The following is a 24,080-nucleotide window of genomic DNA, read 5'->3' as shown; positions in this document are numbered from 1 at the left end:
CGATGTTCGTCATCGCAGCTATACAATCCTAGTAATCTTACTTAGGGAATTTCAAATAAAAAAATATCCAACTTTCTCTTGTGGTGCGGTGCTCACAGCCCGTCACTGATATAAAACGGGCGAGGACGCTATTACCACAATTGGGGATAATTTATTTCTTGGACATCCCTTAAAATAGAGATAAGTAGGTTGACAATGAAAAATAAATGTTTATATTCGGATCGTAGTTGCGCTTTAGCGTGCTAAAACGCAACTACAAACTAGTGACGTTTGCGCCGACTTACTTAGATAGATTTTTGTAAATACCAGAAATTAGATTGTTGTGACAGCATCCGCTCAAACAGTACCACTTGTTAAAGATCCAGAACGTCTGGAAAACCGTCTACAAGAAATTCCTCCAGAACCGGGAATCTATTTGATGCGGGACGGTAGCGATCGCATTATCTATATAGGGAAATCGCGAAAGTTGCGATCGCGAGTTCGTTCCTACTTTCGAGAATCCCAAAGATTGAGCGAACGTATTGCGACGATGGTCAAACAGGTGACAGAGATAGAATTCATTGTTACCGATACAGAAGCTGAAGCCTTAGCTTTAGAAGCTAACCTGATCAAGCAGCATCAGCCGTACTTTAACGTTCTGCTGAAAGATGATAAGAAATATCCCTATGTTTGTATCACTTGGTCAGAACAGTATCCGCGTATCTTTATTACCCGCAAACGCCAAATAGGTAAAGAAAAAGATAAATTTTACGGACCTTATACAGATTCTCACTTACTGCGGGAAATACTGCGCCTGTGCAAGCGGATTTTTCCTCTAAGACAGCGCCCCCAACCTCTGTTTAAAGATCGTCCTTGCTTGAACTACGATTTAGGTCGCTGTCCGGGTGTGTGTCAGCAGATGATTTCACCAGAGGAATACCGCAAAACCGTACAAAAAGTCGCAATGGTATTCCAGGGTCGGTCTAGTGAACTTATAGATACCCTAACAGAACAAATGCACAAAGCCTCAGAGGCGCTGAATTTTGAATCAGCAGCACGCATCCGCGACCAAATTTCTGGGTTAAAATCACTGAGTGCAGATCAAAAAGTATCCTTACCAGATGATACTGTGTCACGGGATGCCATTGCTTTGGCAGCAGACGAACAACACGCCTGCATTCAATTATTCCAGATTCGTGCCGGACAGTTGGTGGGACGCTTGGCATTTGTTGCGGAAGTAGGGGCGCAAGGCATTGCACCCCTACAGCCCACTCCCCAATTTGAACCGGGGGCGATATTGCAACGAGTTCTTGAGGAGCATTATCAAACAGCTGACTCAGTAGAAATTCCTACAGAGATTTTGGTACAGTACGATCTGCTAGATAGCGAAATACTGGCAGATGTCTTGACTCAGAGAAAAGGACGAAAGGTAATAATTTTGACTCCCCAGCGCCAAGTCAAGGCAGAGTTGATTGAGATGGTAGAGCGAAATGCTCAGTATGAACTGCAAAGAATGCAAAAATTGAGCGATCGCAATAACGAAGCGATGCAAGATTTAGCCACTATTCTCGATCTACCCGACTTACCCCACCGAATCGAAGGTTACGATATTTCCCACATCCAAGGGTCTAATGCTGTTGCTTCCCAAGTTGTGTTTATCGATGGATTACCAGCAAAGCAGTATTATCGCCATTACAAAATTAAAAATCCGACAGTCACAGTAGGACATTCAGATGATTTTGCCAGTCTAGCTGAAGTCATTCAACGTCGGTTTCGCAAGTACGGCGAAGATCCGCAATTGCCTCGCGAGGGAAACCCTGATTGGCCTGACCTCATTATGATAGATGGTGGTAAAGGTCAATTGTCTTCTGTTGTTGCTGTTTTGCAAGAGATGAATTTATTGGAAGACTTGCGAGTCGTGAGTTTGGCAAAACGCCGGGAAGAGATTTTTTTACCGGGTGAGTCGCAACCTTTAGAAACCGATCCCGAACAATCTGGAGTACAACTCTTACGACGATTGCGGGATGAGGCGCATAGGTTTGCTGTGAGTTTTCACCGACAGCAGCGTAGCGATAAGTTAAAGCGATCGCGTTTAGATGAAATTCCCGGTCTGGGACACCATCGGCAAAAGCAACTGTTGGGACATTTCCGCTCGGTTGATTACATTCGACAGGCTACACTCGCACAAATTGCTGAAGTTCCGGGTATTGGTCAGCGTTTAGCTCAAGAAATTTACGATTATTTCCATCCTTAACAGTGACCAGTGACCAGTGACCATTTAACAATCTTAAAGAAGGGAGTAAGAGGTTGTTTGAAAAGTAGTTTGCTGTGTTTTTAAGCACCTATTGATCCCCCCTAGCCCCCCTTGGAAAGGGGGATTTAGGGAAATCTAAAACGTTTTGCTACCAACAAGAGGACTTTTAAAACATCCTCTAACAAACATAGCTAGTTTGGTTAATGCTTTTCATGGGAATTTTTCCTGAAATTTTCTTTTGTTATGATGTTGTCTGAGTTTAAGCCAATAGCATAAAATAGAATACTTAGCAGCAAATAAAAAACATTAGCCTCTATACATAATATCACTCATACAGATACTAAAAGTGTACAAATTGGGTCTATCTGTAGATTGATTTTGATACAGGTAAAATTTCCTTCTTGGGGTCGATACATAACTGACTGCTTTCATAATAAAAAAAGAATAAGCTAACCCATATCGATAGGCATCCTTGAAACTATCTTAAATATGGCGTTCCAGCTAGTAAAGATAGAACTTTCAATCATATGCCGATTGTAGTTGGCTGTTGTGGTATCTGAAACTGACGACAAATAAGTATTTATGTAATGCTTATTTGTTTGCGGTCAAAGCCGTATATGCGTGATTTTTGGATAACCTAATCATTTAGGAGGATTTTAGATGAAGAAAGTTGGTTTTGATTTATCTATGCTACGTCCAGTACGTTTTGTAATTGTAGCGATCGCTTGTACTTTGTTGTTTTTCTCTAATGCTTTTCCTGCTGTAGCAGCTGGAACCAACAAGAGCAATCCTAAAGATGCTACAACACAGTTATTAGATATACAAAAAAGAACTGATGAAGCCTCTGCAAAACCACCTCTAAATGCTGAAGAGCAAATTGAGGCAACAAAGGGTGGCGGGCTGAATGAGATTCAGGGAACAGCTGATATTGAGAAGCAGAAGCGTCCTGAAAATTCAGGCAATGCAACAACAGTAGAAGATGAAGTGAAGAATTTGTTAGACAAAGTGACAGGTAAGGACTAACGGAACATTTCATACTTTTTACTGAATCGGGATACATTTTTTGAAATGCATTTCAAAAGTAAATAGTTGCTCAAATCAAAAGTAAATTGGTGAAAGACTCTACCAATCTTACCAATAGGATAGGCATCTTGATAGCTGATGGCAAGGTGTCTATTTCTATTTATATTTATAATAATCATTCCTTAGGTTGATGATGATATGGGATAGAAGTTGTGAACTTAAGTAAAGAAGATAGCTGAGGAATACCAAGCAATGCGTAAGTTAAATATTGGCTTAACAGAAGAACAACGTCAAGGCGTTATTGAGTTGCTCAATAAAGATTTGGCAGATGCCTACGTGCTTTTAGTAAAAACTAAAAAGTTCCACTGGGATGTTACCGGACCTCAATTCCGCACTCTTCACGAACTTTGGGAAGAACAGTATGAAACACTCACTGAAACCATTGATGCTTTAGCTGAGCGAGTTCGTACTTTAGGTGGATACCCAGTTGGTACTTTGAAAGGATTTCTAGATCATGCCACTCTTAAAGAAGAAGCTGGGAATGTCCCTACAGCAACTGAGATGGTGGCTCGATTGGTAGACGATCACGAACAAGTTATTCGCAACTTACGGGAACATATAGATCGCAGTAGTGATGATTTCCACGATGAAGGAACTGCTGATTTCTTAACCGGGTTGATGGAAGGACATGAGGAAATAGCTTGGATGCTGCGTTCTTTCATTGAAGGACAGTCTGTTCAATCTGACGGTTCAAATAGATTAGAACAAACAAAAACCCCTGTAGGCGTATAAGGTATTGGGGATTGGGGATGTTTCCAGTCCCTAGTCCCCAGTCCCTAGTCCCCATTCCCTATTCCCCATTCCCAATAAAAAGGAGTATCCAGGTGGCAGAAGTATACAAAGCAGAACGTACTACCTCAGCTGTTTTTAAAGAGCAAAAGCAAGTTGATGATGTAATTCGACGTTTACTCGATCGAGGTGTGTCTAGAGACCACATCTCGGTTATGGGCAGAAACTTTCAATCAGAAACCCGAATTGCTGGCTTCATTAGTAAAAGAGATGTCATTTTAGGAGGATTGAGAACAGGAGCAATCTTTGGATCTTTATTCGGTTCCTTCCTAAGCTTGCTCACTGGTGTTGGTGTACTGTTTATTCCTTTTGTCGGTCCGATTGTTGCCGCAGGTCCTATTGGTGCAATATTACTAGGGGCGGCTAGCGGTGCGATCGCAGGTAGTGCTGGTGCAGGTTTAGTATCCGTCTTAACTGCATTGGGAATGCCAGAGGACAAAGCCGCTATTTATCAAACCCGCTTGCAAGCTGGTGAATTCTTGGTCATGATAGAAATTCCTGCAGAACGTTCTGGAGAGTTTCAACTTTTACTACAAAGTGCAGGTGGCGAAGAAGTTCATACAATCGAGCAAGCGTTACCTCGTGCATGTACTGGAGGTTGTAACAGCCCAGAGGATTTATCTCCAGAGATTCGCTCTCATCTTTCTGTTGAAGCTCAAGGCACATTTATTGAGCGCTACAATACCGTCCTCAGAGAAACAAACGATGAATCCAAGGCTGAACAAGCCGCTTGGGAAACAGTTCATCAGCGATATGATGAAGACGAAAAGGGTGTTCTTTCCAAAGTAAAAACGACTGTTTAGTTAGTTGTTAGTTGTTAGTTGTTAATACAAGCTATTAACTATAGGACTCTATTTGATTTTTGAAATATACGTAGGGTGGGCAATGCCCACCACATAAAACTTGTGGTGGGCATTGCCCACCCTACTTTTTTGTTAGAATTTATATAACAACTAACCATTAACAACTTTACGGCAATTTATAACTAGCAATTCTGATAATTAACTCACCTTGTCGGGGATCGCGACTAAAGAGAAAAGCCCCTTGTTCTGTTTCATGAGTCGATAAAAAATCTATCTGGATTTCGCCTGTTTCAGTAACTTTACCATTTATCCTTAACTCACCAATAACCTGAATTGACTCCGCCGTTTCTCCCCTTGTATTCACAACTTCAAAGGGAACATGAAATTGTCCGTTAACTTGTCGGATAGCTTGTTTGCTGCTAACGGAAAGGACGGGAGGTTCTTGCTTATCGTTTAGCCAAGTGTAGCATACCAAACTCACAACCACTGCTAAGATAAATGATGCGGCTCCGAAAGTAATCCATTCCGCGAGACTGCGCTTTGGTTCCTGTTGTTTTTGTTCAGAATCTGTAAGTTCGTTTATTTGTTGACTCATACTGCTAACCTTCCTGCTGCACCTCCGATAGTTGCTGGTAAGCCAAGCAGCAGTGTGTTTTCCAACCAGATTGTCCAAGGATCGTTAAAAGTTAATTGCTGAAAGAACCACAACATAAATGTGGCTGCTAGCAGTGAAACAAGGTAAGACATTACAGTTTCACTTAAAGGTCTTTGGAAAATACCCTTTTGCTGTCTGCGCTTTTGCTGATTTGAAAATCCTGCTTCAAACACAATTCCATAGGAAATTAGCAAAGATGAGGCAATAATAACCAATAGCCAAGGTGGAGAAACTGCTGCTGCTAACATGGAAACTTCATCTGTAGGCGCGATGTTAAACGCAATTACAGTTGCACCAATTAAGGTTGCACCAATATCAGCAAGAGTAGCACTTAACTCTTTGGAATTTTGATTGTTTTTGCCCCTTGTTTGTTCTTGTGCGTCGGCGTTACGAGTGTCTCCTAAAAAATGGTTCGCTAAAGCTACCCCTAAAGTAAATGGGACACTTTCAAAAACAATTTTACCTAAAGCTTCTTTAAGAGGCGTTGCCAGTGTAATTTCTTGTAATAATATCAAGACAAAAGTAGAGCAGAACAGTCCAATTGCCATAGCTTCTACTGTGTCTGTTATTGATTGATAGGGTGGGCAATTTCGTTTGTGTTTCTTGAAGCCTTCTGTACGATTCAGTAAGAAAACTACGACAAACATAAGTGCTATAGCCAACATCACCATTTGTGGTTTGGCTCTCGAACCAATCCACCAGACTTCCATTGTATAAAGCAAAGGAATACCAAATAAAAATCCTCCACAAATACCCCTGATGACGTCGTTAATCTCACTTTTCCACAATGTTTTCTTACGACTTCTTGCTATACCCATAACCCAGTCTTAGAAATTATCAAACAGAATATCCTGCTTCGGTTGGGTTTCGTTATTCAACCCAATCTACAGGCTCTTAATGTTTACTTATAAACCATCTCTTAATTTTACCTTAAATAAAAAAAACTCGATTAATCTGATAAATTAATTAACCGAATCTTTTCTGCTTTTTCACTTATATATGAAGACTATTAACTTTTAGAGATGACTGCACTGATTTATGATTCAAATCCCATACTTTTAAATATAGGGATTAATTGGTCACTGGTCACTGGTCACTGGTTACTGGTCACTGGTCACTGTTAAGCAGCATTACGAGTTACTAAGCCCCACAGGAAAATAGCAATCATTGCTCCAAGAATTGCGACAAGTAGACCGGGAATACTCAAACTAGCAGCAGCAAATTGTATCGTTCCCGTTTCCAAGAAAGTAACTAAACAACCTCCGATGAAAGCACCAACAATACCGAGAATCATTGTGGCAAGAATTCCACCACCTTGACGACCGGGATAAATAGCTTTGGCAATTGCTCCAGCAATTAGACCTAGTACGATCCAAGCAATAATATTCATAACTTAAATTCCTCATTCTCTTAATTTTTAAATTTTATGCGACTAACCCAGAACGGAGAGCACGAACCGCAGCCTGAGTACGGTCATCAGCGCAGAGTTTGTTCAGAATGTTACGGACGTGAGTTTTGACTGTACCAACTGTGATGTACAGCTTCTCAGCAATTTGTCCGTTGCTGCATCCGGCTACGATTAACTCTAGAATCTCTAGTTCCCTTTGTGTCAGTGGGTAAGTTTCTAGGACTTGCTCGTACTCTGAAGACAGCGCTTCTATTTTGACGGTTTTTGGCTTATCGGTAGGCTGATCTTCAGGTAAACCTTGTCGCATTTGACGCAGTACAACGTTAGCGATCGCCGGATCTATCCAGGAGTTACCCGTGTGAGTTGCATGGATTGCCTCAGTTAGCTTATCGATGCTAGTATCTTTCATGTAGTATGAGTCTGCCCCTGCTGCAAAAGCGGCAAGCACTGCATCCTCTGTATGATCCATTGTCAGTACGAGGATTTTTGTTTCTGCGTTACCTGTTTCTGCTTGCCACTGCCTAAATCTTCGGGTAAGCTCAATTCCATCTATATCGGGTAGACCAATATCGACAACAGCGACATCTGGCTTAGCCGTTTCTAAAAGTTTTAATCCTTTACTAGCATTTGGTGCTTCGCCAATAACTCGAAGTGTACTGTTAGATTGTAATGCAGCTTTCAACCCCATTCGTGTTAGGTCATGATCTTCAATGAGAACAATACTAATTTCGCTCATCGCTACACTCGCTCGCTCCTGATAGCATCTGTCAATAGCCGACTAAATCGCCAACGTTTTTATTATTTTTCTACACTTAAGATAGATGATATTTGCTCTATCTTGCATCCACCGATAGAAATAAGGTATTTCTTATCTATTTGTCATTGGATACAGATCGATATCTAGCTTGAGATATATGGCTCCTTTACAAAATGTTGTGGAATACTTATACAAATTCTATTTCTTACTAAAGAGTCGGTACAGCAATACCAAAAACCCGGTTGCTTTAAGTTGAGCCTACGAGATATCAAGCTTTGCAAGAGAGATAAACCGGGTTTTTTGCCCCGTTTTGACTACTGTATCGGCTCTCTAGACGGAGTCTTGTAGCTCGTGCAGGGTTTGTAAATACTGAAAGTTTCATTCCTACTTTTTCTCTCATCTAAACCCACCTGCTAAACCTTATGAATTATCTCCGGGCATAATATTAAATTTTTATTAGAAATTGAGGTAAATAGAATCTTTGTATACTATAGACAACAAATCATTTTTCCATGCGAGCATGATTATTTATAAAGAAACTAAACTGTAGAAATATTATTGAATTTTAACAACTAAGATATTCCAAGGATTCTACATCTGCTACCACCAAAATAGAAAATTGCAGCATGAACCCACATTTAGAGGCAGAAAAGATACAACTAGAGCTTTACGCCGACATTGTTAAAAATATGCAATTCGGCTTGATTGTGTGGCATTTAGAAGATCCCAAAGATGTGACTTCATTCCGGTTAGTCACTAGCAATCCTGTAGCAAGCCGCCTCACTGGAATATCTCTTAAAGATTGTGTCGGTCAACGAATCACGGAATGCTTTCCTAGTGCTGACAACCAGAACAGAGCAACTTTGGAATCCTATGCAAAAGTGGCTCTGTGCGATCGCCACATAGACCAAGATGAAGCGTACTGTAGCGCCGAACGCATATCTGGTAAATTTTTTAGCCTTAAAGTGTTTCCATTGTCAAATCGGTGTATTGGGGTTGTGTTTGATAATATTACACAACAAAAGCAAGCAGAAGAAGCATTACGCGAGACGGACGAACGGTTGCGTGCAACTTTTGAACAAGCGGCGGTTGGTATTGCTCATGTCGCCATAGACGGTCGATGGTTGCGAGTTAACCAAAAATTATGTGACATTGTTGGTTATTCTCATCAAGAACTTTTAGAACAAAGGTTTCAGGACATTACTCATCCGGACGATTTGGAAAATGATTTAAACTGCATCAAGCAACTGCTAGCAGGTGAACTCGAGCATTATTCATTGGAAAAACGCTACATCCATAAGGATGGTTCAATTGTTTGGATCGATTTGACCGTTTCTTTAGCGAAGGAAGAAAGTGGAGAGAGGGAGAGGGGGAGCGAGGGAGAAAATTCTATCTTGTCTCCTTCAAGTCAGCCCAAATATTTCATTGCTGTCATAGAAGAAATCAACGAGCGTAAAGCTGCAGAAATAGCACTGCTACAACGAGCGGAAGAGTTAGCAAATCTAAACACAATTTTGGCGCAAACCACAGCAATGTTAAAAAAACGTAATGACGAACTCGATCAGTTTGCTTACGTGGCGTCTCACGACCTTAAAGCACCCCTAAGAGCAATTGCTAGCCTTTCAGAATGGATGGAAGAAGATCTTGCAGATAGTCTTCCCGAAGAAAATCAACAGCAGATGCGCTTGTTGCGAGGGCGAGTACGCCGAATGGAAGCTTTAATCAACGGGTTGTTAGAATATTCACGAGTTGGACGCACTCAAGTGCCATTATCGGTGGTCAATGTTGCTTCACTTATCAAGGAGGTTGTTGACTCCCTTTGTCCGCCACCTACGTTCATCATTGACGTAGAATCAGGAATGCCTACCTTTGTGACCAAGCGCTTACCTCTGCTACAGGTATTTAGTAACCTCATTGGAAATGCCGTGAAGCACCATTCTAGAACTGATGGTCGCGTCAAGATTTCCGTGCAAGACCGAGGAATGTTTTATGAATTTGCTGTCTCTGATGATGGTTCTGGAATTGCTCCTGAGTTTCACGATAAAGTGTTTCTGATTTTCCAAACTCTAGAAGCTCGCGATCGCAAAGAAAGCACTGGAGTCGGTTTGGCGATTGTCAAGAAAATTGTGGAAACAGAAGGTGGAACGATTTCGTTACAGTCTCAAGATGGCGCAGGTAGCACTTTTCGCTTTACTTGGCTCAAAAAATCTCTGGAGTAGGGAGTTGTAGAGACTAGCCATGCTTAGTCTGTACGGGAGTAGGGAGTAGAAGTGATAACTAATGCTCAATCCACGCATCCACGCATCCACGCATCCAAAATCGTCGTCCAAGCTCTGACCAATGGCTGAAGACGCACTCCTCACTGTACAATTACAATCGATTTGGAGCTGAGTTGAGTATTTCGTTTTACTAGGACTTAGCCTTTTTTGCTATTTGTATAATCATTTTTTTTATGCTAATAGTATGATACAATCATCATTTTATGCCAAATTAAAAGTATTAGCTTTTAAAGATAAAATATCTGTTTCGATAGCCGGAAATGGATATTGAGTACACTGTTTTTAATCGAAGGAAATGTCAGAAAGAGTGATAAACATTTTATTGGTGGAGGATGACGAAGTTGATGTGATGAATGTCAAGCGGGCATTCAAAAAGGTAAATATTAATAATCCCCTCTATCTTGCCACAAATGGGATAGAAGCACTGTCAATGTTACGTGGAAATAACGGTCAACCACCAGAAGTTCCATCCGATAGACGGTTAATTTTGTTAGATTTAAATATGCCTAAAATGGGCGGAATTGAATTTCTTCAAGAATTACGTTCCGATTCTCAATTACGGGCAACCCCTGTGGTAGTGATGACAACATCTAATCAAGATAAGGACAGAGTTGAAGCATATAATCTCAATGTGGCTGGTTATATTCTTAAACCTGTTACTTTCAATAGTTTTATAGAACTAATGGCAACTTTAAACAAATATTGGACATTGTGTGAAATGCCGTAGGTCAGTGACCAGTGACCAGTGACCAGTGACCAGTAACCAGTGACCAGTGACAAAAAAGTGCTGGTAGCTACTATTGATATTTTAATAAAATGATTTTAATGACAGTCAAAAAAAGAGACTTTTGTTATACAAAAAGTAAATCCTATAATACGCGATTTCTGTGTTGAATAATGGCGAAAGCTAAGAGCGATGGAAGAGAAACTAAGAGTTTTAGTTGTAGACGATGATGAAGTAGACCGCATGGCAGTGCGTCGCGCACTGACTAAAGCAGGTGTAGAAATGCAACTTTTTGAAGTAAGTGATGGCAATAGTGCGATCGCTACCTTATGCAAGAGTTCTTATGATTGTGTCTTTCTCGACTATCGCTTACCAGACCAAGACGGCTTAAGTCTACTTTACAGTCTACGCTTAAAAGAGGTTCGGGTTCCAGTTGTCGTTCTTACAGGTCAGGGAGATGAACAAATAGCGGTGGAACTTATGAAAGCTGGTGCTATTGACTACCTCTCGAAATCTAGGTTATCTCCAGAAATATTGGCACAGGTGTTGCGAAATGCAATTCGAGTTCACAAGGCGGAAATGCAGGTTGCTTTAGCCAATCACCAGTTACGAGAGAGTAACGATCTCCTCATTCGGAAAAACCAGGAATTAGAAGTACAGCGAAAAAAAATTGAAATACAAAATTTGAAACTTGTGGAAGCATCAAGGCTGAAATCGCAGTTTCTAGCAACTATGTCTCATGAATTGCGAACACCAATGAATGCTATTATTGGGTTTTCTCAGTTGTTATTGCGACCAAAATGCGGACCGTTAACGCATCAACAAAAAGATATGGTAGAGCGGATATTAAATAATGGCAAGCATTTGCTCATGTTGCTCAATGAAGTTCTCGATTTTTCTAAACTAGAAGCAGGAAAGTTAGATTTAAAGCCAGAAATATTTGATTTATCAAAGGTGGTTAATGCCACTGTAGAAGAAATGCGATCGCTCGCGGAGGAGAAAAATTTGTCTTTGGTGGTTAAAATGGAATTAACAAACTCTGTGGTGTTTAACGACCCAACTCGTGTACGACAGATTTTAACAAACTTGCTTTCAAATGCAATTAAGTTTACAGAGTCTGGAAGTGTTAAAATTGAGGTTAAAGAACTCACTTCCGAGCAAGTGCAGCTTGTCGTTTCTGATACCGGAATTGGGATCGATCCGGCTGATGTAAAGCATATCTTTGAAGCTTTTCGGCAAGTCGATCAGAGTACAACTCGCAGGTATCCCGGTACGGGTTTGGGTCTGCCAATTATTCAAGCATTGTTGCAAATGATGGATGGCACAATTTCTGTAGAAAGTGGCTTGGGAGAGGGATCGGTATTTCGGATTGAGATCCCCCGTAAAATAATAGCGTCAAATCAACAAAGTGCTGACGGAGAAGGGAATGCTCCTTCTTCAACTAGCACAAATCTATGGCGTCAGCAGGAAATGGCTCGCTTTGCTCCAGAAGGTATGCAAAGGAAAAGTAGGGAATTATAATTTTAAGATTAGCTCATAAAATCAAGTTATATATTCTTTTCAAAAAAAGTCGATAAATTTATGATGTCTGGCGAAACTTCTAAAATAGATCGCATTCTTGCTGTCGATGATACTGTTGATAATCTCATCTTACTTCAAACAATGTTGGAAGTAGAAGGATATAAGGTTGACTTAGTGTCAGATGGAGCGAGTGCTTTAAAGCAAATTATTAAATCTCCGCCAGACATAATTCTATTGGATGTTATGATGCCTGGAATGGATGGATATGAAGTCACGCGCCGAATCCGTACCCATCCCGAAATACAATACATTCCCATCCTGCTGTTAACAGCACACATCGAAGTGAGCGTTGTTGAAGGCTTGGATGCTGGAGCAGATGATTTTATCCGCAAACCATTTGACCAAGATGAACTCCTTGCTAGAGTGCGATCGCTACTGCGCCTCAAGCACAGTATTGACGAGCAACAAAAGATGGCAAAAATGCGAGAAGACTTTGTGTCTCGTCTCACCCACGATCTGCGAACCCCTTTAGTTGCAGCAGATCGGATGCTGAATTTGTTTGAACAAGAAACATTCTGCAAAATTTCGCCGGAAATGAAAGAAGCGATCGCTGCGATGATTCGGAGCAATCAAAATTTACTAGAAATGGTCAACAACCTGCTAGAAGTGTATCGCTTTGAAGCAGGTAAAAAAACCATGCAACTTGATAGCTGTAATATGCAGCAGATTGTAGAAGAGGTCACTCAAGAACTAAGTCCTTTGGCAATAGAGAAGGGTTTGACTGTAGAGGTAGATACAAACGTTTTAGATGAAATAGGCGATAGTGCCGGTACAGTTATGGGCGATAAACTAGAGTTAAGGCGGGTCATCAGCAACCTTATAGGGAATGCTATCAAGTTTACCGATACAGGCGGGGTCAACATTCGTATTTCTGAAACGCCGACAAGCCAAAAAGATAAAGAGTGGGTTGTCATTGATGTCAAAGATACCGGATACGGAATAGCACCCGACGATCGAGCCTTTGTGTTTGAGCGTTTTCGACAAGGAAAAAATAAACGCGCTGGTAGTGGGTTGGGGCTGCATCTCTCGCAACGTATTATTGAGTCCCACAAAGGAAAAATTCAAGTGTCTTCCGAACTTGGTAAAGGCAGTGTATTTACGGTGTGCTTGCCAAAGCAATGTTAAATGCCAAATATGGCAGTATTTCTACTCTCTGCCCTTTTTTCCCGCCTATACCAAGCGATTGCTTGGCATTCATGGAAAATACTGCGTTCGGATGGTGATTTTAAGAAATCCCTTTCATTACAATGCAAGTAATGGTTCATGAATCCTTATACCATTTTGGATTTTAGATTTTAGATTTTGGATTGAGAAAGTCTTGCTTGGACTCGATCTCACCCAATAATCTGTCTTAGTCTTTTTTCCAATTGGTATTGGCTGATTAAAATAAATTAAAAATTACATCGCTAATGACAACTCAAATAGCCAAGAGTGAGGAATTAGGAGTGAGGAATCCATAGTTCCTAACTCATAATGACTAATTCTCCTCAGCTTGCTTTCTGACTTGTCAGTGGCGGTCTAACTATCTAGGAAAAAAAACGCATGACTCCATCAACACCAACTCGCGGTCAAGTAGAAAGAACATTGGTACAACGTGTTCAAGCTCTATACCGAGAGCGATTAGGACATCAACCAAGTAAGATCACCTGTCAACTGTCCGATCAAAATGTAGTTCTTGTTCTGGAAGGTTCCACCACTCAACCGGAACAATTACTAGCTCAATCAGGTCGATTAGAACTCGCTGAGCAAGTTCACTCGGACTTAGATGATGCAATTCAGCCACAACTTAAGACACTTATAGAAGAGACTTTAAATGTTTCTGTCATTGAGCTACTGAGCGATGCAACACTGGCCTCCGGTCGGACTGGAATTATTGCCCTTCTGACAAATGCGCCAGAAGTTCGCACTCCCGATCCAACTTCTAAAATTAAGCGTAAACTTTCATCTACAAGTGAAAAAAACCCAGAGAGAACAGCCTCGTAAAACTATATATTTAGAATTATCGAGTAATCTAAATATAGATTAACAGAAGCTAAGGAGGTGAGTTAACTGTATCGAACAATCCCACTTAAAGCAAGGTTTACAGACATTGAAGAAGCGTTTTGGATTGACCAGTGTCAACACGCTAACAGTTTGATTAATTGTGCTCTTTATCATGTTCGTCAAACATTCATTTCGTAATACGTTACGGAGTGTGGCTTTAGCCCACGGAGAAACATCCATGTAGAATCCCTCGTGTTTCAACCGGGGGAGAACTCAATCCCAGCATAAGTCTAATGCTGAATCAACATTTAATTTTCTATTCAGATAGGAGCGAACCATATCTTCTAAGTCTTCGATCATGTAAGGCTTACTGATATAGTCGTCAAATCCTGCTCTCAAAATGCTTTCTCTATCCTCCACACTAGCTAAAGCTGTGACTGCAATAGCTGCAATGTGGCAAGTCAGAGGTTCTTGCTTCAGAGAACGCACAAGATCGATACCGCTCTTCCCTGGTAACAGGATATCCAACAATATCAAATCAGGTTGGTATTCTTTGGCAACGAGTACCGTCGTTGAACTATCTTTTTGACAAATCAGCCTACAGCCAAGCGAATCGAGAGCATAACTTAACAGCAGTAGATTATCATCATTATCTTCTACTGCTAAAATTAAGGGTGGTTGAGAATCGTGCTGCTTGTCGTCGCTCATAAATACGTGTGCCAGTTCCATTGCTTCTCCAGAAGATTTTGCTGTGCATACATCGTCTATCTTGAGAGAACAAACGAGGCATTCCGCGAGCGGTTGGTTGATAGCGCTCTCTACAGACTGGCTCATCTCTCAACCTTAACAAGTTGATTGTTCTTGCTCACTCAGCTTACTCAATTTAGCTGTTCAGAATTCTCTTAAGCTAGCACGAGCAAGATGCTTACTCATTAATTATAGGCAAAGTAGCTAGAAATTTTATCAAAAAATTTATAAGTACTTAATATATTTAAGCATTATTTAACGTAATCTCATCAAAATGATACATTTCTTTGCATTTTTTGATACAGAGCTAACACATATGGAAACGGCTGAATTAACCTCTTTAAAACAAGAAGACTATCTAAGTATTAGATTGTTAGTTAAAAATTCTACTTGATAGAATTTCTTAGTTTTTATCTGAAAAACCCATTTTTATAAGTATAAATACTTAATAGGTTTAGGAATTTAAGGAGCTAAGGGATTTCCAAATAAAAAAATCTCCCAAAATTTCTTGTGGTGCGGGCGTCCTCGCCCGCGATTACCCGCGACTACCCGCGATTACCCGCGATTACCCGCGATTACCCGCGACTACCCGCGACTACCCGCGATTACCCGCGACTACCCGCGACTAATAGAAGACGGGCGGGGACGCCCGTCCCACAATATGGGACAATTTATTTCCTGGAAATCCCTAAAGCCTCTTTTAAAGGAGGGCTTTCAGACTGCCTTGCTTTGGTAAATTTGCTACAAAACCAATGAAGTTTTACAAGAATCCTTTAATAATTCTTTGTAAACAGCTAGAGTTTCTTCGTTAACCCGTGCAGTACTGAATCGTTCTAAATTTTGTCGAGCAACAAATTTCCACTTACGCAGTTCAGCAGGATCGCTCAGTAGTTTTGTTATAGCTTCTGCTAAAGCATGACTATCTTTAGGTGGTACTAAAATACCTGCTTGGCGATTGTCTAATGTCTCAGGAATACCATCTACATCACTAGCAACGATCGCACATCCTGCTTCCCGTGCTTCTGTCAAAACCAAGCCAAAGGATTCATGGTACGAGGCTAAGACAAAGATGTCAGATGCCAGCATATACTTTTGAGGCTCTGTCTGAAACCCTTCAAAGTGAATGCGATTTGTAAATTCTGTCTTTTTTACCTTTTCCTCAAACATCTTGCGGTCAGGACCATCTCCTACCAAATAAAGATGGGCATTGGGAAATTTCTCGGCAATTTCTATAAAAGCATCAATCAACTCACCAATCCCCTTGCGTTGATACATCCCTGCGACAGTCGTAATTGCAGGGCGATTGAGGGGTAAGGGCTGGTATTCTTTGATGTTACGATGGCGGGGACTGCCTAATGTTCCATTAGAAACAACACTCAATTTACTCTGTGGTATGCCCCGTCGTTCCATTGATTTAGCAACTGCATGACTGACTGCAATGACGCGGTCAGCCAATCCCATAAATATTGCACTGCGCTGAAACTCATTGTGTACCGTAGAAACCAAGTGGTATGAAGAATTTCTGAAAACGGATGCCAGTACAACCCCCGTCATCATGTGGGCGTGGACGATATCCGGTTGAAACTTTTGCAAAATATCTAAGTAACGCCATACAGCTTTTAAAAGCTTTATCGGCGTTCTCGATTGATTCAGTTGAAAGTGGGTGATGCCATAACATTGTAGGAGTGTTTCAAATTCTCCTCCTGCAGATGCGACCGCCACATCATGACCTAACTTTGCTTGCTGACAGGCGAGATCCACTGCCACATTAACGATACCGTTACCAATTTTTTCTACGTGATTTGTAAGATGCAGTATACGCATTTATATTATCTCCACAGCGGTCGCTTACTATTTGATTTGCTTGCGTGTATGTGTACTTAGTAGATACAAGAACAACCCCTGATAAAAGTTAATCATCATCAAGTATTTACCTATTGGGATACTTTAAAAAAGATTTCATAAGGACTTAAGAACCGCTTTACAAATCCACTCGGTAAACCCTCTAACTGCGAACAGTAAGAGGCTATGGCGTTGCTTTTTTTATTTTGAACAGACGTAATTGAAAGGCAGCGAGCAGCTGCCATATCCTGCAATTTCAGCATAATAAAAATAGGAGCTCGCCAAAACAGCCAAATAGGATATTGCAGTAGCTCTACTTTGACGCCTGCTTTTGCTATGGCTTCCTTCACTAATTCATAAGTAGCTTCATGATCTTTGTGACAGTCTTTTCTATGAGGAACGTAAACTTCCTCTGGACTGTAAAGCTTTATCAGTTGAACTATCTGCTCAACTGTCTCGCTTCGTTGTCCGGGCTGTAAATCTGGTAAAGTTCCATCAGGCTTATCTAAAAAGTGAATCTTTGATGCGTCTACTCCTAAAATATCTAGAGCTTTTAAGGCTTCCTGCTTGCGAATTTGAACAATTTCGTGTTTGATTGGTGAATCTGAGCCATGGGAACCCTGTCCATCCGTCAAAAATACGACTGCAACAGGTATTCCACATTCCCTTTTCAAAGCGATCGCACCACCGCAGCCAAAGGTTTCATCATCTTGGTGAGGAGAAAATACCAAAGCAGATTTTTCGCTCAATGCTGCAGGTTCAGTGCCACGATATAAAAGCCACCGAAAAATTAGGCTAGAATGAATATCTTGTAACTGGTAAAGCCAAGTGCTTGGCACTAGTTTTTGGATTCGTTTAAGAATTTCTTTTGTACTCATGCATTTTTAGAATTTACTGATAGTTTTTTAAAACACCTTGTCAGTATTATCCCTTAGTTTTGGCTTTTTCTGATTCAAAATTTGTTCTTTTTTACATAACAAATATAAATTTATTGTAATTACTGTTATCTATGCAACAATTTGTACTCCAATCAAGGGATTGGGGAACTCGGGGATGCCTATTTTCAACAAAAAGCAGGTTACCTAGTGGTTTGCTACATTCTAGATCCCCGACTTCTTCAAGAAGTCGGGGATCTGGTCAAGTACTAGAGTTACCTGCTTTTTACGGTGCCTGTATTTTTCTACACTGGCAGATTATCCGATTTCGTTCATCCGCTTACTCTATACATAATGACTTTTCCTTTGTGATCTTCCTCAACAAACACTAAGTATTCTCCATTGGAACGACGGAAAGCCCGAACTCCATATGGGATATCAACCCAGCCACTCTCACCCCCAACCTCGGAACCAGGTTTTAATGTTTTGACAAGCGCCCCCGTCTTCGCATTGTAAACGTAGACCTCTGCCTTTTTCACAGTGACGGCAAACACGTAATCCCTTGCCACATCTACTGCAGATGGAGTCAAAACTTCAGGAGGTGTACTTTTATCGACCGGAAAAACAATCCGCCAACGAGGTTTGGTGTTCCCCTTACTCCAATTATCAAAACGGACAATTTCCGAACCCACCAATTTTGCGTAGTCACCATTAATTGCAGGGTGTTCTTTGGTAAAACCTGTTAAATACATAGTGTCGGTTTCGGGAAAATACTCAATTCTCCGCAAATCGGTAAAGAAGCTAGGAGTCTTTTGCTTGGACATAGACTTATAAGTATAGACAGGGTTGCCCTTGTTATCTATTCCCTGTAAAGGATAATGCCGAATGCCAACACCATCCTGCGTCCGTAGAGTTTTCCACACATCACCTTTGCTATCTACCCACCATCCCCCAATATATGGATGATCTTGGCTGTTATCATATTCACCACTATCAAACGCACCATTACCATTTTTATCCCGCCAGATCCATTCGCCTGACTTTGGTTGATTGGGTGGCCACTTTCCTTGTATTGCCTGTTTACCTTCGTAGGTGCCAATAAACATCCCCGACGGAATAGCAATTTCCCCATCTGTGTCTTTTTGAAAACGATAGATTTGTAGAAAGACACCGTACATATCCGTGAGGAACAAATAGGGCTTCCCCTTGATGCGGCGGAAGAAGGGGGCGTCTGGTGCGGTATTCAAACGCGGATCTTGAGGATACTTAAAGGAATTGATAGTAAAACCTTTATAAGTCCATTGCTTACCAGGGGGCTTGCTGTAATCCATGACGAAGTGTTCGTCTTTTGTGTAAACATCTACAGCATCTGTCGCCGGATCTCCATCAGCGTTGTCTATAAATGACAAACCCATTAACCGCCACAGAAGTTTTCCTGATGGAGAAAATTGTTTTAATTCTGCGCCCGAACGGTTGAATCCATCAGTCGCAACGTAAATATTCCCTTTGGCATCTGCACCGACTCCAGTAATACCGCCAAACTTCAAATCCCCTACAGCACCGGGAACACCTCCATAAATCCCACCTTTTGCACCCAATGTTCCTACTTGTACTGGCTTGGTTCCCGTTATGCTGTAAATCAGCACTTGCTGGCGCGGTCCATTGTCTGCAATCAGGAGTCTGCCTTGATTATCAACTGCGATCGCACTTGGCTTGGCAACATCCGCGATGGTATTTGGCAATTGCTTTCCTTGTTTTGAATAATGGAAAACTTTACCAGAGCTAGCGCTTTCTGCCTTTGGAAGAATCCAGAGAGTGCCTTTACCATCGACAGCCTGAGGACCTGGGTTGGGAACTGAAAAACTGCGGAGTTCCTTCATCGTCTTGGTATCGTAGACGCGAACTTTGTTCCCTCCCGAATCGCTCACATACAACTCCGAACCTGCGTTTGCCAATCCCGTGACTTGGCTTTTGGTGCTGACGATCGCCATACTTTTATCCCAACCACGACCACCTGGAAATGGAGCGGTTTTTCCAGTCGTCTTATTGTAGCGTCTTACACAATACCACGTTGTTCCCTTAGGTGGGTAATCTTCTCCAGGACTCCCGCTTTGACGTTGGGACATAGCCACGTAAATGTAATTTTTATCAGCCGTGACAGCAACTCCACCAAGTCTTTCCCATCCGTGTAAATCGTCCGCTAAACCAATGACATCACCATTTTGATAAATTCCAACTTCTCGACCTGCTTCATCCCACGGACTGTTAGTGTAAACTGTACCATCAGGAGTCACGTACATTCCACTGATTTGAATTTGTACCCACTTTTTTCCTCCACCAAAAGAATTTGCTATCCAGGATGTCGTGTAAGTATTGGCAGCCGGTGTAATTTTGGGAACAAAGCATGTTGTTAGAAAAATTGCTGCGATCGCACCGACAATCAGAGTGAGTGCAAACTTATGGTATTTCCTCTTTAGAAAGTACTTGCTTTGAGATAAATTCTTTATGTATCGATCAAACATATGCATTCTAGTTCAATAGCGTGAGTCAATATTGCTACACAATTACAGGCTTCTAGTTTTTCTACAGCTAGACTATCTGTCTGCTGTTCATCTCCCGTCTACTGAGTCTTCATTTTTTTATACATAATTCAAATTTAACCTCTTGCTATTTTGTGTTATCTTTATACAATAAATACTCCCATTCTTGAATCTATCAATTGAACCCATAAATCTCATGAGTTTACTATACCGTTACCATAAAAATTATCCTAGTAAATACTGAGATTAGAATTCTCAGAAATAATATTTACGAAATCTTTATCAAAAACACATATTTTTTAAATGTATTTTAATTAATTGTCTTAATGTTTATCCTACATTATGACTTATCAAGTCTTTTTAGATACTTAACATCAAAATCTAATACTAAAAGTACAATTTATAAAATTCAATGACTTCTATAGCAATCCTATTTGATTTTTGAACTACACGTAGGTAGGGCTAAAGCCCACTACCTAAAGCTTTTGCCCTTGCTTTAGCCCACCCTACAGTACTTAAAATTTTTTATAAAAAATTTAGCATGACTTACGCAATATCAACGGTATTTTTGGGATTTGACGTGTTGTCGATCCCCCCTACCCCCTTTAAAAAGGCGGCTATGTGTAAGTCCTAGTAGTCCGCCACACTAACGCCTGCTAGGTTATTAAAAAACCACAAAGACGCTCATAGCACAAAGTAAGAGGGACATATGATAAGTTTGAATGTTGTTTTACCTAGCAAACTTAGTGTGGCGAAGTCCTAGTACAAAAATGCAGGAGTCCGCTCGCTACTAGGGTAGAAGGCGCAAAAGCTTGTAGTGGAAGCTTTTTGTCTGTTACTAATGGTTGCTTTATTCCGCCAACTTGTACTAGTATCTTACTTTAAATCAAATGAATTTATAGTATCTATTTACAATTAGTTAATAGGTAATATTTAATACTGATTAAGTTTTTCAATTCAACTCGACAAAAAATTTTTAATGGCATGAAAAATTACTTTTAAGATGCTTTATATTATAAAGAAACCACACTCAGACTCTATAATCTAAGATTGACAAAGTTTATGCAATTGGTTCAAGATTTTATTGTATAAAAAAGAACTAATCACTAAAATTTGGACTAGATATTATATCAAATAAAATTAAACTATCCTCAGATAGATGATAAGCAATAAAATCTCCCGGCAGAATGACATAAAAATTTCTGATTTAGTACGGAAATGAAGAAGAAATGTACTGTCAGCGTCAACGAAGTATGCTGAATCCTAGAAAAAGGCGAAAAAACAAAGATAAGTAGACACGCGCACAACCAGTACTTGGAGAAAGGTAAGTGGAAGGTAACAAAAGAAATGCTGCTTCAGAATCTGCGTCAATTCTCTGTGTAGGAGTAGGCTGGTTTCCCAAAACACCAGGTGGACTCGAACGATATATCTACGACCTGACCCATGAGTTAGCAGCAAATCAAGACCAAGTTGAATTATGCGGAGTTGGTCTACCGGAAAACGAACCAAATTTGCCAGTAAAATTGACTAACTTAGCGTCTCCAGAATCGCCCATCTGGAAGCGATTGTGGTCAATTCGCAATACATTTAAGAAAACAAGATGTGATGTCCCGGACGCCATTAATTTACATTTCGCGCTCTACAGCGTTCCAATTCTGGATCTCCTCCCAAAAGGAGTACCCATTACCTTTAACTTTCACGGTCCTTGGGCATATGAAAGTAAAGAAGAAGTCATGGAACAAAATCTGAGTATTTTTCTTAAAGCTTATTTTGTAGAACAAAGAACTTACAATCGCTGCGATCGCTTCATTGTTCTGAGTAAAGCTTTTGGTAAAATTTTACATCAACAGTATAAAATTCCATGGCACAAAATTCACATCATCCCTGGTGGAGTGGATGTTAAGCGTTTTCAACCAAACCTATCACCACAAGAGGCTCGTGCTAAATTGGGGTGGCATCTAGACCGTCGAATCCTGTTCACATCTCGTCGATTGGTGAATCGAGTAGGACTTGATAAATTGTTACTAGCCCTAGCAGAAATTCAGCCAAGAATTCCCGATGTTTGGTTGGCAATTGCAGGTCGCGGACCGCTTCGAGAGACCCTGCAACAACAAGCTCTGGAATTAGGGCTTCAAGATCGCGTCCAATTTCTAGGTTACTTACCCGATGAAGACTTACCAATAGCATACCAAGCTGCCGATTTCAGCGTCATGCCAAGTCAGTCCTTTGAAGGTTTTGGACTAGCAGTTGTAGAATCTTTAGCCTGTGGGACTCCCGTAATTGTGACCCCTGTTGGAGGAATGCCAGAAATCCTAGAACCATTTTCACCGGACTTAATTACAAGTTCTCCAGAAGTTTCAGCCATTGCAGAAAAATTAGAACACGTCCTTTCAGGAAAAGTGCAAGCGCCTTCACGAGAAGCCTGTCGCCAGTACGCCGTTGCCAATTTCGACTGGCATAAAATAGCCCTAGATGTGCGGAGTGTTTTGCTTGCTAGATAAGTCAGATCCCCTTAGAACCCCGACTTCTTAGAGAAGTCGGGGATCTTGCAGCCCATCAGACTCTACAATCAGATTTATCCAACGCAGTCAACCCAATCCAAAATCCAAAATCTAAAATCCAAAATTCAAAATCATGAAAATTCTCTTCCTCGACCAAAGCGGTAAACCGGGCGGAGCAGAACTATGCTTGATAGATATTGCTAAACCCTATAAAGAAAACTGTTTAGTGGGGTTATTTGCTGATGGTTCTTTTAGAACTTTACTAGAGAAAAATCAAATTCCGGTTGAAGTTCTAACAACCCAACAAATACAAGTCCGCAAAGAAAGTAGCTTGGCACAAGGATTAGGCAGCTTGAGTCAACTCATACCCTTAATTACCAAAGTTGTGCAAAAAGCAAGCAAATTTGATGTAATTTACGCCAACACGCAAAAAGCATTAGTTGTTGGAGCTTTAGCTAGTTTTTTCAGTCGCGCTCCTTTAGTCTATCACTTACATGATATTCTTTCACCAGAGCATTTCAGTCAAACAAACCGTCGCATTGCCGTTACCTTAGCCAATCGTTTTGCCTCATTAGTCATTGCCAATTCTGAAGCAAGTAAAGCGGCTTTTATAGCAGCAGGAGGAAATGCCAAAATCACAGAAGTCGTCTACAACGGGTTCGATCCTGCAAGCTTTAAAGTTCAAGACTCTGAGATTAGTAAAATCAAACAAGAACTGGAACTTAATGGACAATTTATTGTCGGACATTTCAGCCGTCTTGCACCTTGGAAAGGACAGCATATATTAATAGAAGCTCTGGCAGAATGTCCCCAACAAGTAACAGTTATATTAGTTGGTGATGCTTTGTTTGGCGAACAAGAATATGTCCAGCATTTGCACCAACAAGTGACAACGTTAGGACTAGAGAAAAGAGTCAAATTTTTAGGATTTCGTTCAGAAATTCCCGTGTTAATGACAGCTTGTGATATCGTTGCTCACACCTCAACTGCAGCAGAACCTTTTGGTAGAGTGATTGTAGAGGCTATGCTTTGTGGAAAACCTGTCATTGCAGCGAAAGCTGGGGGTGCTATTGAGTTAGTAGAACAGGGTGTAAATGGTTTTTTAGTAACGCCAGGAGATGCTCGAGAACTTGCAAAAGTCATTACGAATTGTTTTCAAGAAAAAGAGAAAACTGTGACTGTAGCTAATCATGCAAGGACCACTGCAAGCCAGCGTTTTGATGTCACAGTTATCAATCAGCAAATTGCCAAACTTCTTAACACCACAATCAGCCATTAGC

At 40.8% G+C, this 24,080-nt stretch carries 19 protein-coding genes; 11 read left to right on the top strand and 8 right to left on the bottom strand.

Annotation, left to right across the window (positions count from 1 at the left end; all coding sequences use genetic code 11):
* Positions 1–322: 322 nt before the first annotated feature.
* The 4 genes from uvrC (at position 323) to WA1_RS01660 (ending at position 4,908) form a co-directional block, all read left to right on the top strand.
* Positions 323–2,233, top strand: coding sequence for an excinuclease ABC subunit UvrC (gene uvrC / locus WA1_RS01675; protein ID WP_017748711.1), 1,911 nt, complete (start codon positions 323–325; stop codon positions 2,231–2,233).
* Positions 2,234–2,893: 660 nt separating this feature from the next.
* A complete protein-coding gene (locus WA1_RS01670) occupies positions 2,894–3,256 on the top strand; it encodes a hypothetical protein (RefSeq protein WP_017748710.1) in 363 nt (120 codons plus the stop codon).
* Between the two features lie 252 nt (positions 3,257–3,508).
* The gene (locus tag WA1_RS01665) at positions 3,509–4,048 is read left to right on the top strand and encodes a Dps family protein (RefSeq protein ID WP_017748709.1); all 540 of its coding nucleotides are present in this window, start codon (positions 3,509–3,511) and stop codon (positions 4,046–4,048) included.
* 92 nt (positions 4,049–4,140) lie between these two features.
* Positions 4,141–4,908 (top strand): ChaB family protein, encoded by a 768-nt coding sequence (locus WA1_RS01660; protein ID WP_017748708.1) that lies wholly within the window; start codon positions 4,141–4,143, stop codon positions 4,906–4,908.
* A gap of 166 nt (positions 4,909–5,074) precedes the next feature.
* Here WA1_RS01660 and WA1_RS01655 read toward each other — a convergent pair whose 3' ends face one another.
* The 4 genes from WA1_RS01655 to WA1_RS01640 form a co-directional block, all read right to left on the bottom strand.
* On the bottom strand, positions 5,075–5,503 hold the full coding sequence (locus tag WA1_RS01655; protein ID WP_017748707.1) for a TIGR02588 family protein: 429 nt from the start codon (positions 5,501–5,503) through the stop codon (positions 5,075–5,077).
* On the bottom strand, positions 5,500–6,381 hold the full coding sequence (locus tag WA1_RS01650) for a TIGR02587 family membrane protein (RefSeq protein WP_017748706.1): 882 nt from the start codon (positions 6,379–6,381) through the stop codon (positions 5,500–5,502). The genes WA1_RS01655 and WA1_RS01650 overlap by 4 nt, the downstream gene beginning before the upstream one ends.
* 302 nt (positions 6,382–6,683) lie before the next feature.
* Complete coding sequence (locus WA1_RS01645; RefSeq protein WP_017748705.1) at positions 6,684–6,953, bottom strand: GlsB/YeaQ/YmgE family stress response membrane protein; 270 nt, start codon at positions 6,951–6,953, stop codon at positions 6,684–6,686.
* 34 nt (positions 6,954–6,987) lie between these two features.
* Positions 6,988–7,707, bottom strand: a complete 720-nt coding sequence (locus WA1_RS01640) for a response regulator (RefSeq protein ID WP_017748704.1) — start codon at positions 7,705–7,707, stop codon at positions 6,988–6,990.
* A 647-nt stretch (positions 7,708–8,354) separates the two neighbouring features.
* On the opposite strand from WA1_RS01640, the gene WA1_RS59280 reads away from it, so the two are divergent.
* The 5 genes from WA1_RS59280 to WA1_RS01615 all read left to right on the top strand — a co-directional run bounded on the left by WA1_RS59280 (position 8,355) and on the right by WA1_RS01615 (position 14,295).
* Positions 8,355–9,947: a sensor histidine kinase gene (locus WA1_RS59280; protein ID WP_017748703.1), complete on the top strand. Its 1,593-nt coding sequence runs from the start codon at positions 8,355–8,357 to the stop codon at positions 9,945–9,947.
* Positions 9,948–10,302: 355 nt separating this feature from the next.
* The gene (locus WA1_RS01630; RefSeq protein WP_017748702.1) at positions 10,303–10,734 is read left to right on the top strand and encodes a response regulator; all 432 of its coding nucleotides are present in this window, start codon (positions 10,303–10,305) and stop codon (positions 10,732–10,734) included.
* A 189-nt stretch (positions 10,735–10,923) separates the two neighbouring features.
* Positions 10,924–12,252, top strand: coding sequence for an ATP-binding response regulator (locus WA1_RS01625; RefSeq protein WP_017748701.1), 1,329 nt, complete (start codon positions 10,924–10,926; stop codon positions 12,250–12,252).
* Positions 12,253–12,312: 60 nt separating this feature from the next.
* The gene (locus WA1_RS01620; RefSeq protein WP_026135237.1) at positions 12,313–13,437 is read left to right on the top strand and encodes an ATP-binding response regulator; all 1,125 of its coding nucleotides are present in this window, start codon (positions 12,313–12,315) and stop codon (positions 13,435–13,437) included.
* A 417-nt stretch (positions 13,438–13,854) separates the two neighbouring features.
* The gene (locus tag WA1_RS01615; protein ID WP_017748699.1) at positions 13,855–14,295 is read left to right on the top strand and encodes a Na-translocating system protein MpsC family protein; all 441 of its coding nucleotides are present in this window, start codon (positions 13,855–13,857) and stop codon (positions 14,293–14,295) included.
* A 273-nt stretch (positions 14,296–14,568) separates the two neighbouring features.
* On the opposite strand, the gene WA1_RS01610 is transcribed toward WA1_RS01615, so the two are convergent.
* The 4 genes from WA1_RS01610 to WA1_RS01595 all read right to left on the bottom strand — a co-directional run bounded on the left by WA1_RS01610 (position 14,569) and on the right by WA1_RS01595 (position 20,281).
* Positions 14,569–15,024 carry a response regulator gene (locus WA1_RS01610; protein ID WP_026135236.1) on the bottom strand — a complete coding sequence of 152 codons (456 nt, stop codon included), beginning with the start codon at positions 15,022–15,024 and terminating at the stop codon, positions 14,569–14,571.
* A 759-nt stretch (positions 15,025–15,783) separates the two neighbouring features.
* Complete coding sequence (locus tag WA1_RS01605; protein ID WP_017748697.1) at positions 15,784–16,866, bottom strand: glycosyltransferase family 4 protein; 1,083 nt, start codon at positions 16,864–16,866, stop codon at positions 15,784–15,786.
* A 110-nt stretch (positions 16,867–16,976) separates the two neighbouring features.
* The gene (locus WA1_RS01600; RefSeq protein ID WP_017748696.1) at positions 16,977–17,762 is read right to left on the bottom strand and encodes a PIG-L deacetylase family protein; all 786 of its coding nucleotides are present in this window, start codon (positions 17,760–17,762) and stop codon (positions 16,977–16,979) included.
* Between the two features lie 329 nt (positions 17,763–18,091).
* A complete protein-coding gene (locus WA1_RS01595) occupies positions 18,092–20,281 on the bottom strand; it encodes an NHL repeat-containing protein (RefSeq protein WP_017748695.1) in 2,190 nt (729 codons plus the stop codon).
* A 1,346-nt stretch (positions 20,282–21,627) separates the two neighbouring features.
* On the opposite strand from WA1_RS01595, the gene WA1_RS01590 reads away from it, so the two are divergent.
* Entirely contained in the window at positions 21,628–22,800 is a 1,173-nt protein-coding gene (locus WA1_RS01590; RefSeq protein ID WP_017748694.1) for a glycosyltransferase family 4 protein, read from the top strand.
* A gap of 133 nt (positions 22,801–22,933) precedes the next feature.
* Positions 22,934–24,079 carry a glycosyltransferase family 4 protein gene (locus tag WA1_RS01585; protein ID WP_017748693.1) on the top strand — a complete coding sequence of 382 codons (1,146 nt, stop codon included), beginning with the start codon at positions 22,934–22,936 and terminating at the stop codon, positions 24,077–24,079.
* The last annotated feature ends 1 nt before the right edge of the window (position 24,080 follow it).

The sequence above is a fragment of the Scytonema hofmannii PCC 7110 genome, assembly GCF_000346485.2.
Taxonomy (GTDB): domain Bacteria; phylum Cyanobacteriota; class Cyanobacteriia; order Cyanobacteriales; family Nostocaceae; genus Scytonema; species Scytonema hofmannii.
Note: the sequence above shows the minus strand (reverse complement) of the source record. Positions and strands in the feature narration are given on the sequence as shown.

Excerpts from the sequence above, each read along its gene's own strand:
- WA1_RS01650 (WP_017748706.1), bottom strand. The coding sequence starts at position 6,381 with ATGGGTATAGCAAGAAGTCGTAAGAAAACATTGTGGAAAAGTGAGATT.
- WA1_RS01625 (WP_017748701.1), top strand. The coding sequence starts at position 10,924 with ATGGAAGAGAAACTAAGAGTTTTAGTTGTAGACGATGATGAAGTAGAC.
- WA1_RS01615 (WP_017748699.1), top strand. The coding sequence starts at position 13,855 with ATGACTCCATCAACACCAACTCGCGGTCAAGTAGAAAGAACATTGGTA.
- WA1_RS01645 (WP_017748705.1), bottom strand. The coding sequence starts at position 6,953 with ATGAATATTATTGCTTGGATCGTACTAGGTCTAATTGCTGGAGCAATT.
- WA1_RS01640 (WP_017748704.1), bottom strand. The coding sequence starts at position 7,707 with ATGAGCGAAATTAGTATTGTTCTCATTGAAGATCATGACCTAACACGA.
- WA1_RS01610 (WP_026135236.1), bottom strand. The coding sequence starts at position 15,024 with ATGGAACTGGCACACGTATTTATGAGCGACGACAAGCAGCACGATTCT.
- WA1_RS01595 (WP_017748695.1), bottom strand. The coding sequence starts at position 20,281 with ATGTTTGATCGATACATAAAGAATTTATCTCAAAGCAAGTACTTTCTA.
- WA1_RS01600 (WP_017748696.1), bottom strand. The coding sequence starts at position 17,762 with ATGAGTACAAAAGAAATTCTTAAACGAATCCAAAAACTAGTGCCAAGC.
- WA1_RS01630 (WP_017748702.1), top strand. The coding sequence starts at position 10,303 with ATGTCAGAAAGAGTGATAAACATTTTATTGGTGGAGGATGACGAAGTT.
- WA1_RS01605 (WP_017748697.1), bottom strand. The coding sequence starts at position 16,866 with ATGCGTATACTGCATCTTACAAATCACGTAGAAAAAATTGGTAACGGT.
- WA1_RS01585 (WP_017748693.1), top strand. The coding sequence starts at position 22,934 with ATGAAAATTCTCTTCCTCGACCAAAGCGGTAAACCGGGCGGAGCAGAA.
- WA1_RS01655 (WP_017748707.1), bottom strand. The coding sequence starts at position 5,503 with ATGAGTCAACAAATAAACGAACTTACAGATTCTGAACAAAAACAACAG.
- WA1_RS01665 (WP_017748709.1), top strand. The coding sequence starts at position 3,509 with ATGCGTAAGTTAAATATTGGCTTAACAGAAGAACAACGTCAAGGCGTT.
- WA1_RS01620 (WP_026135237.1), top strand. The coding sequence starts at position 12,313 with ATGATGTCTGGCGAAACTTCTAAAATAGATCGCATTCTTGCTGTCGAT.
- WA1_RS01670 (WP_017748710.1), top strand. The coding sequence starts at position 2,894 with ATGAAGAAAGTTGGTTTTGATTTATCTATGCTACGTCCAGTACGTTTT.
- WA1_RS59280 (WP_017748703.1), top strand. The coding sequence starts at position 8,355 with ATGAACCCACATTTAGAGGCAGAAAAGATACAACTAGAGCTTTACGCC.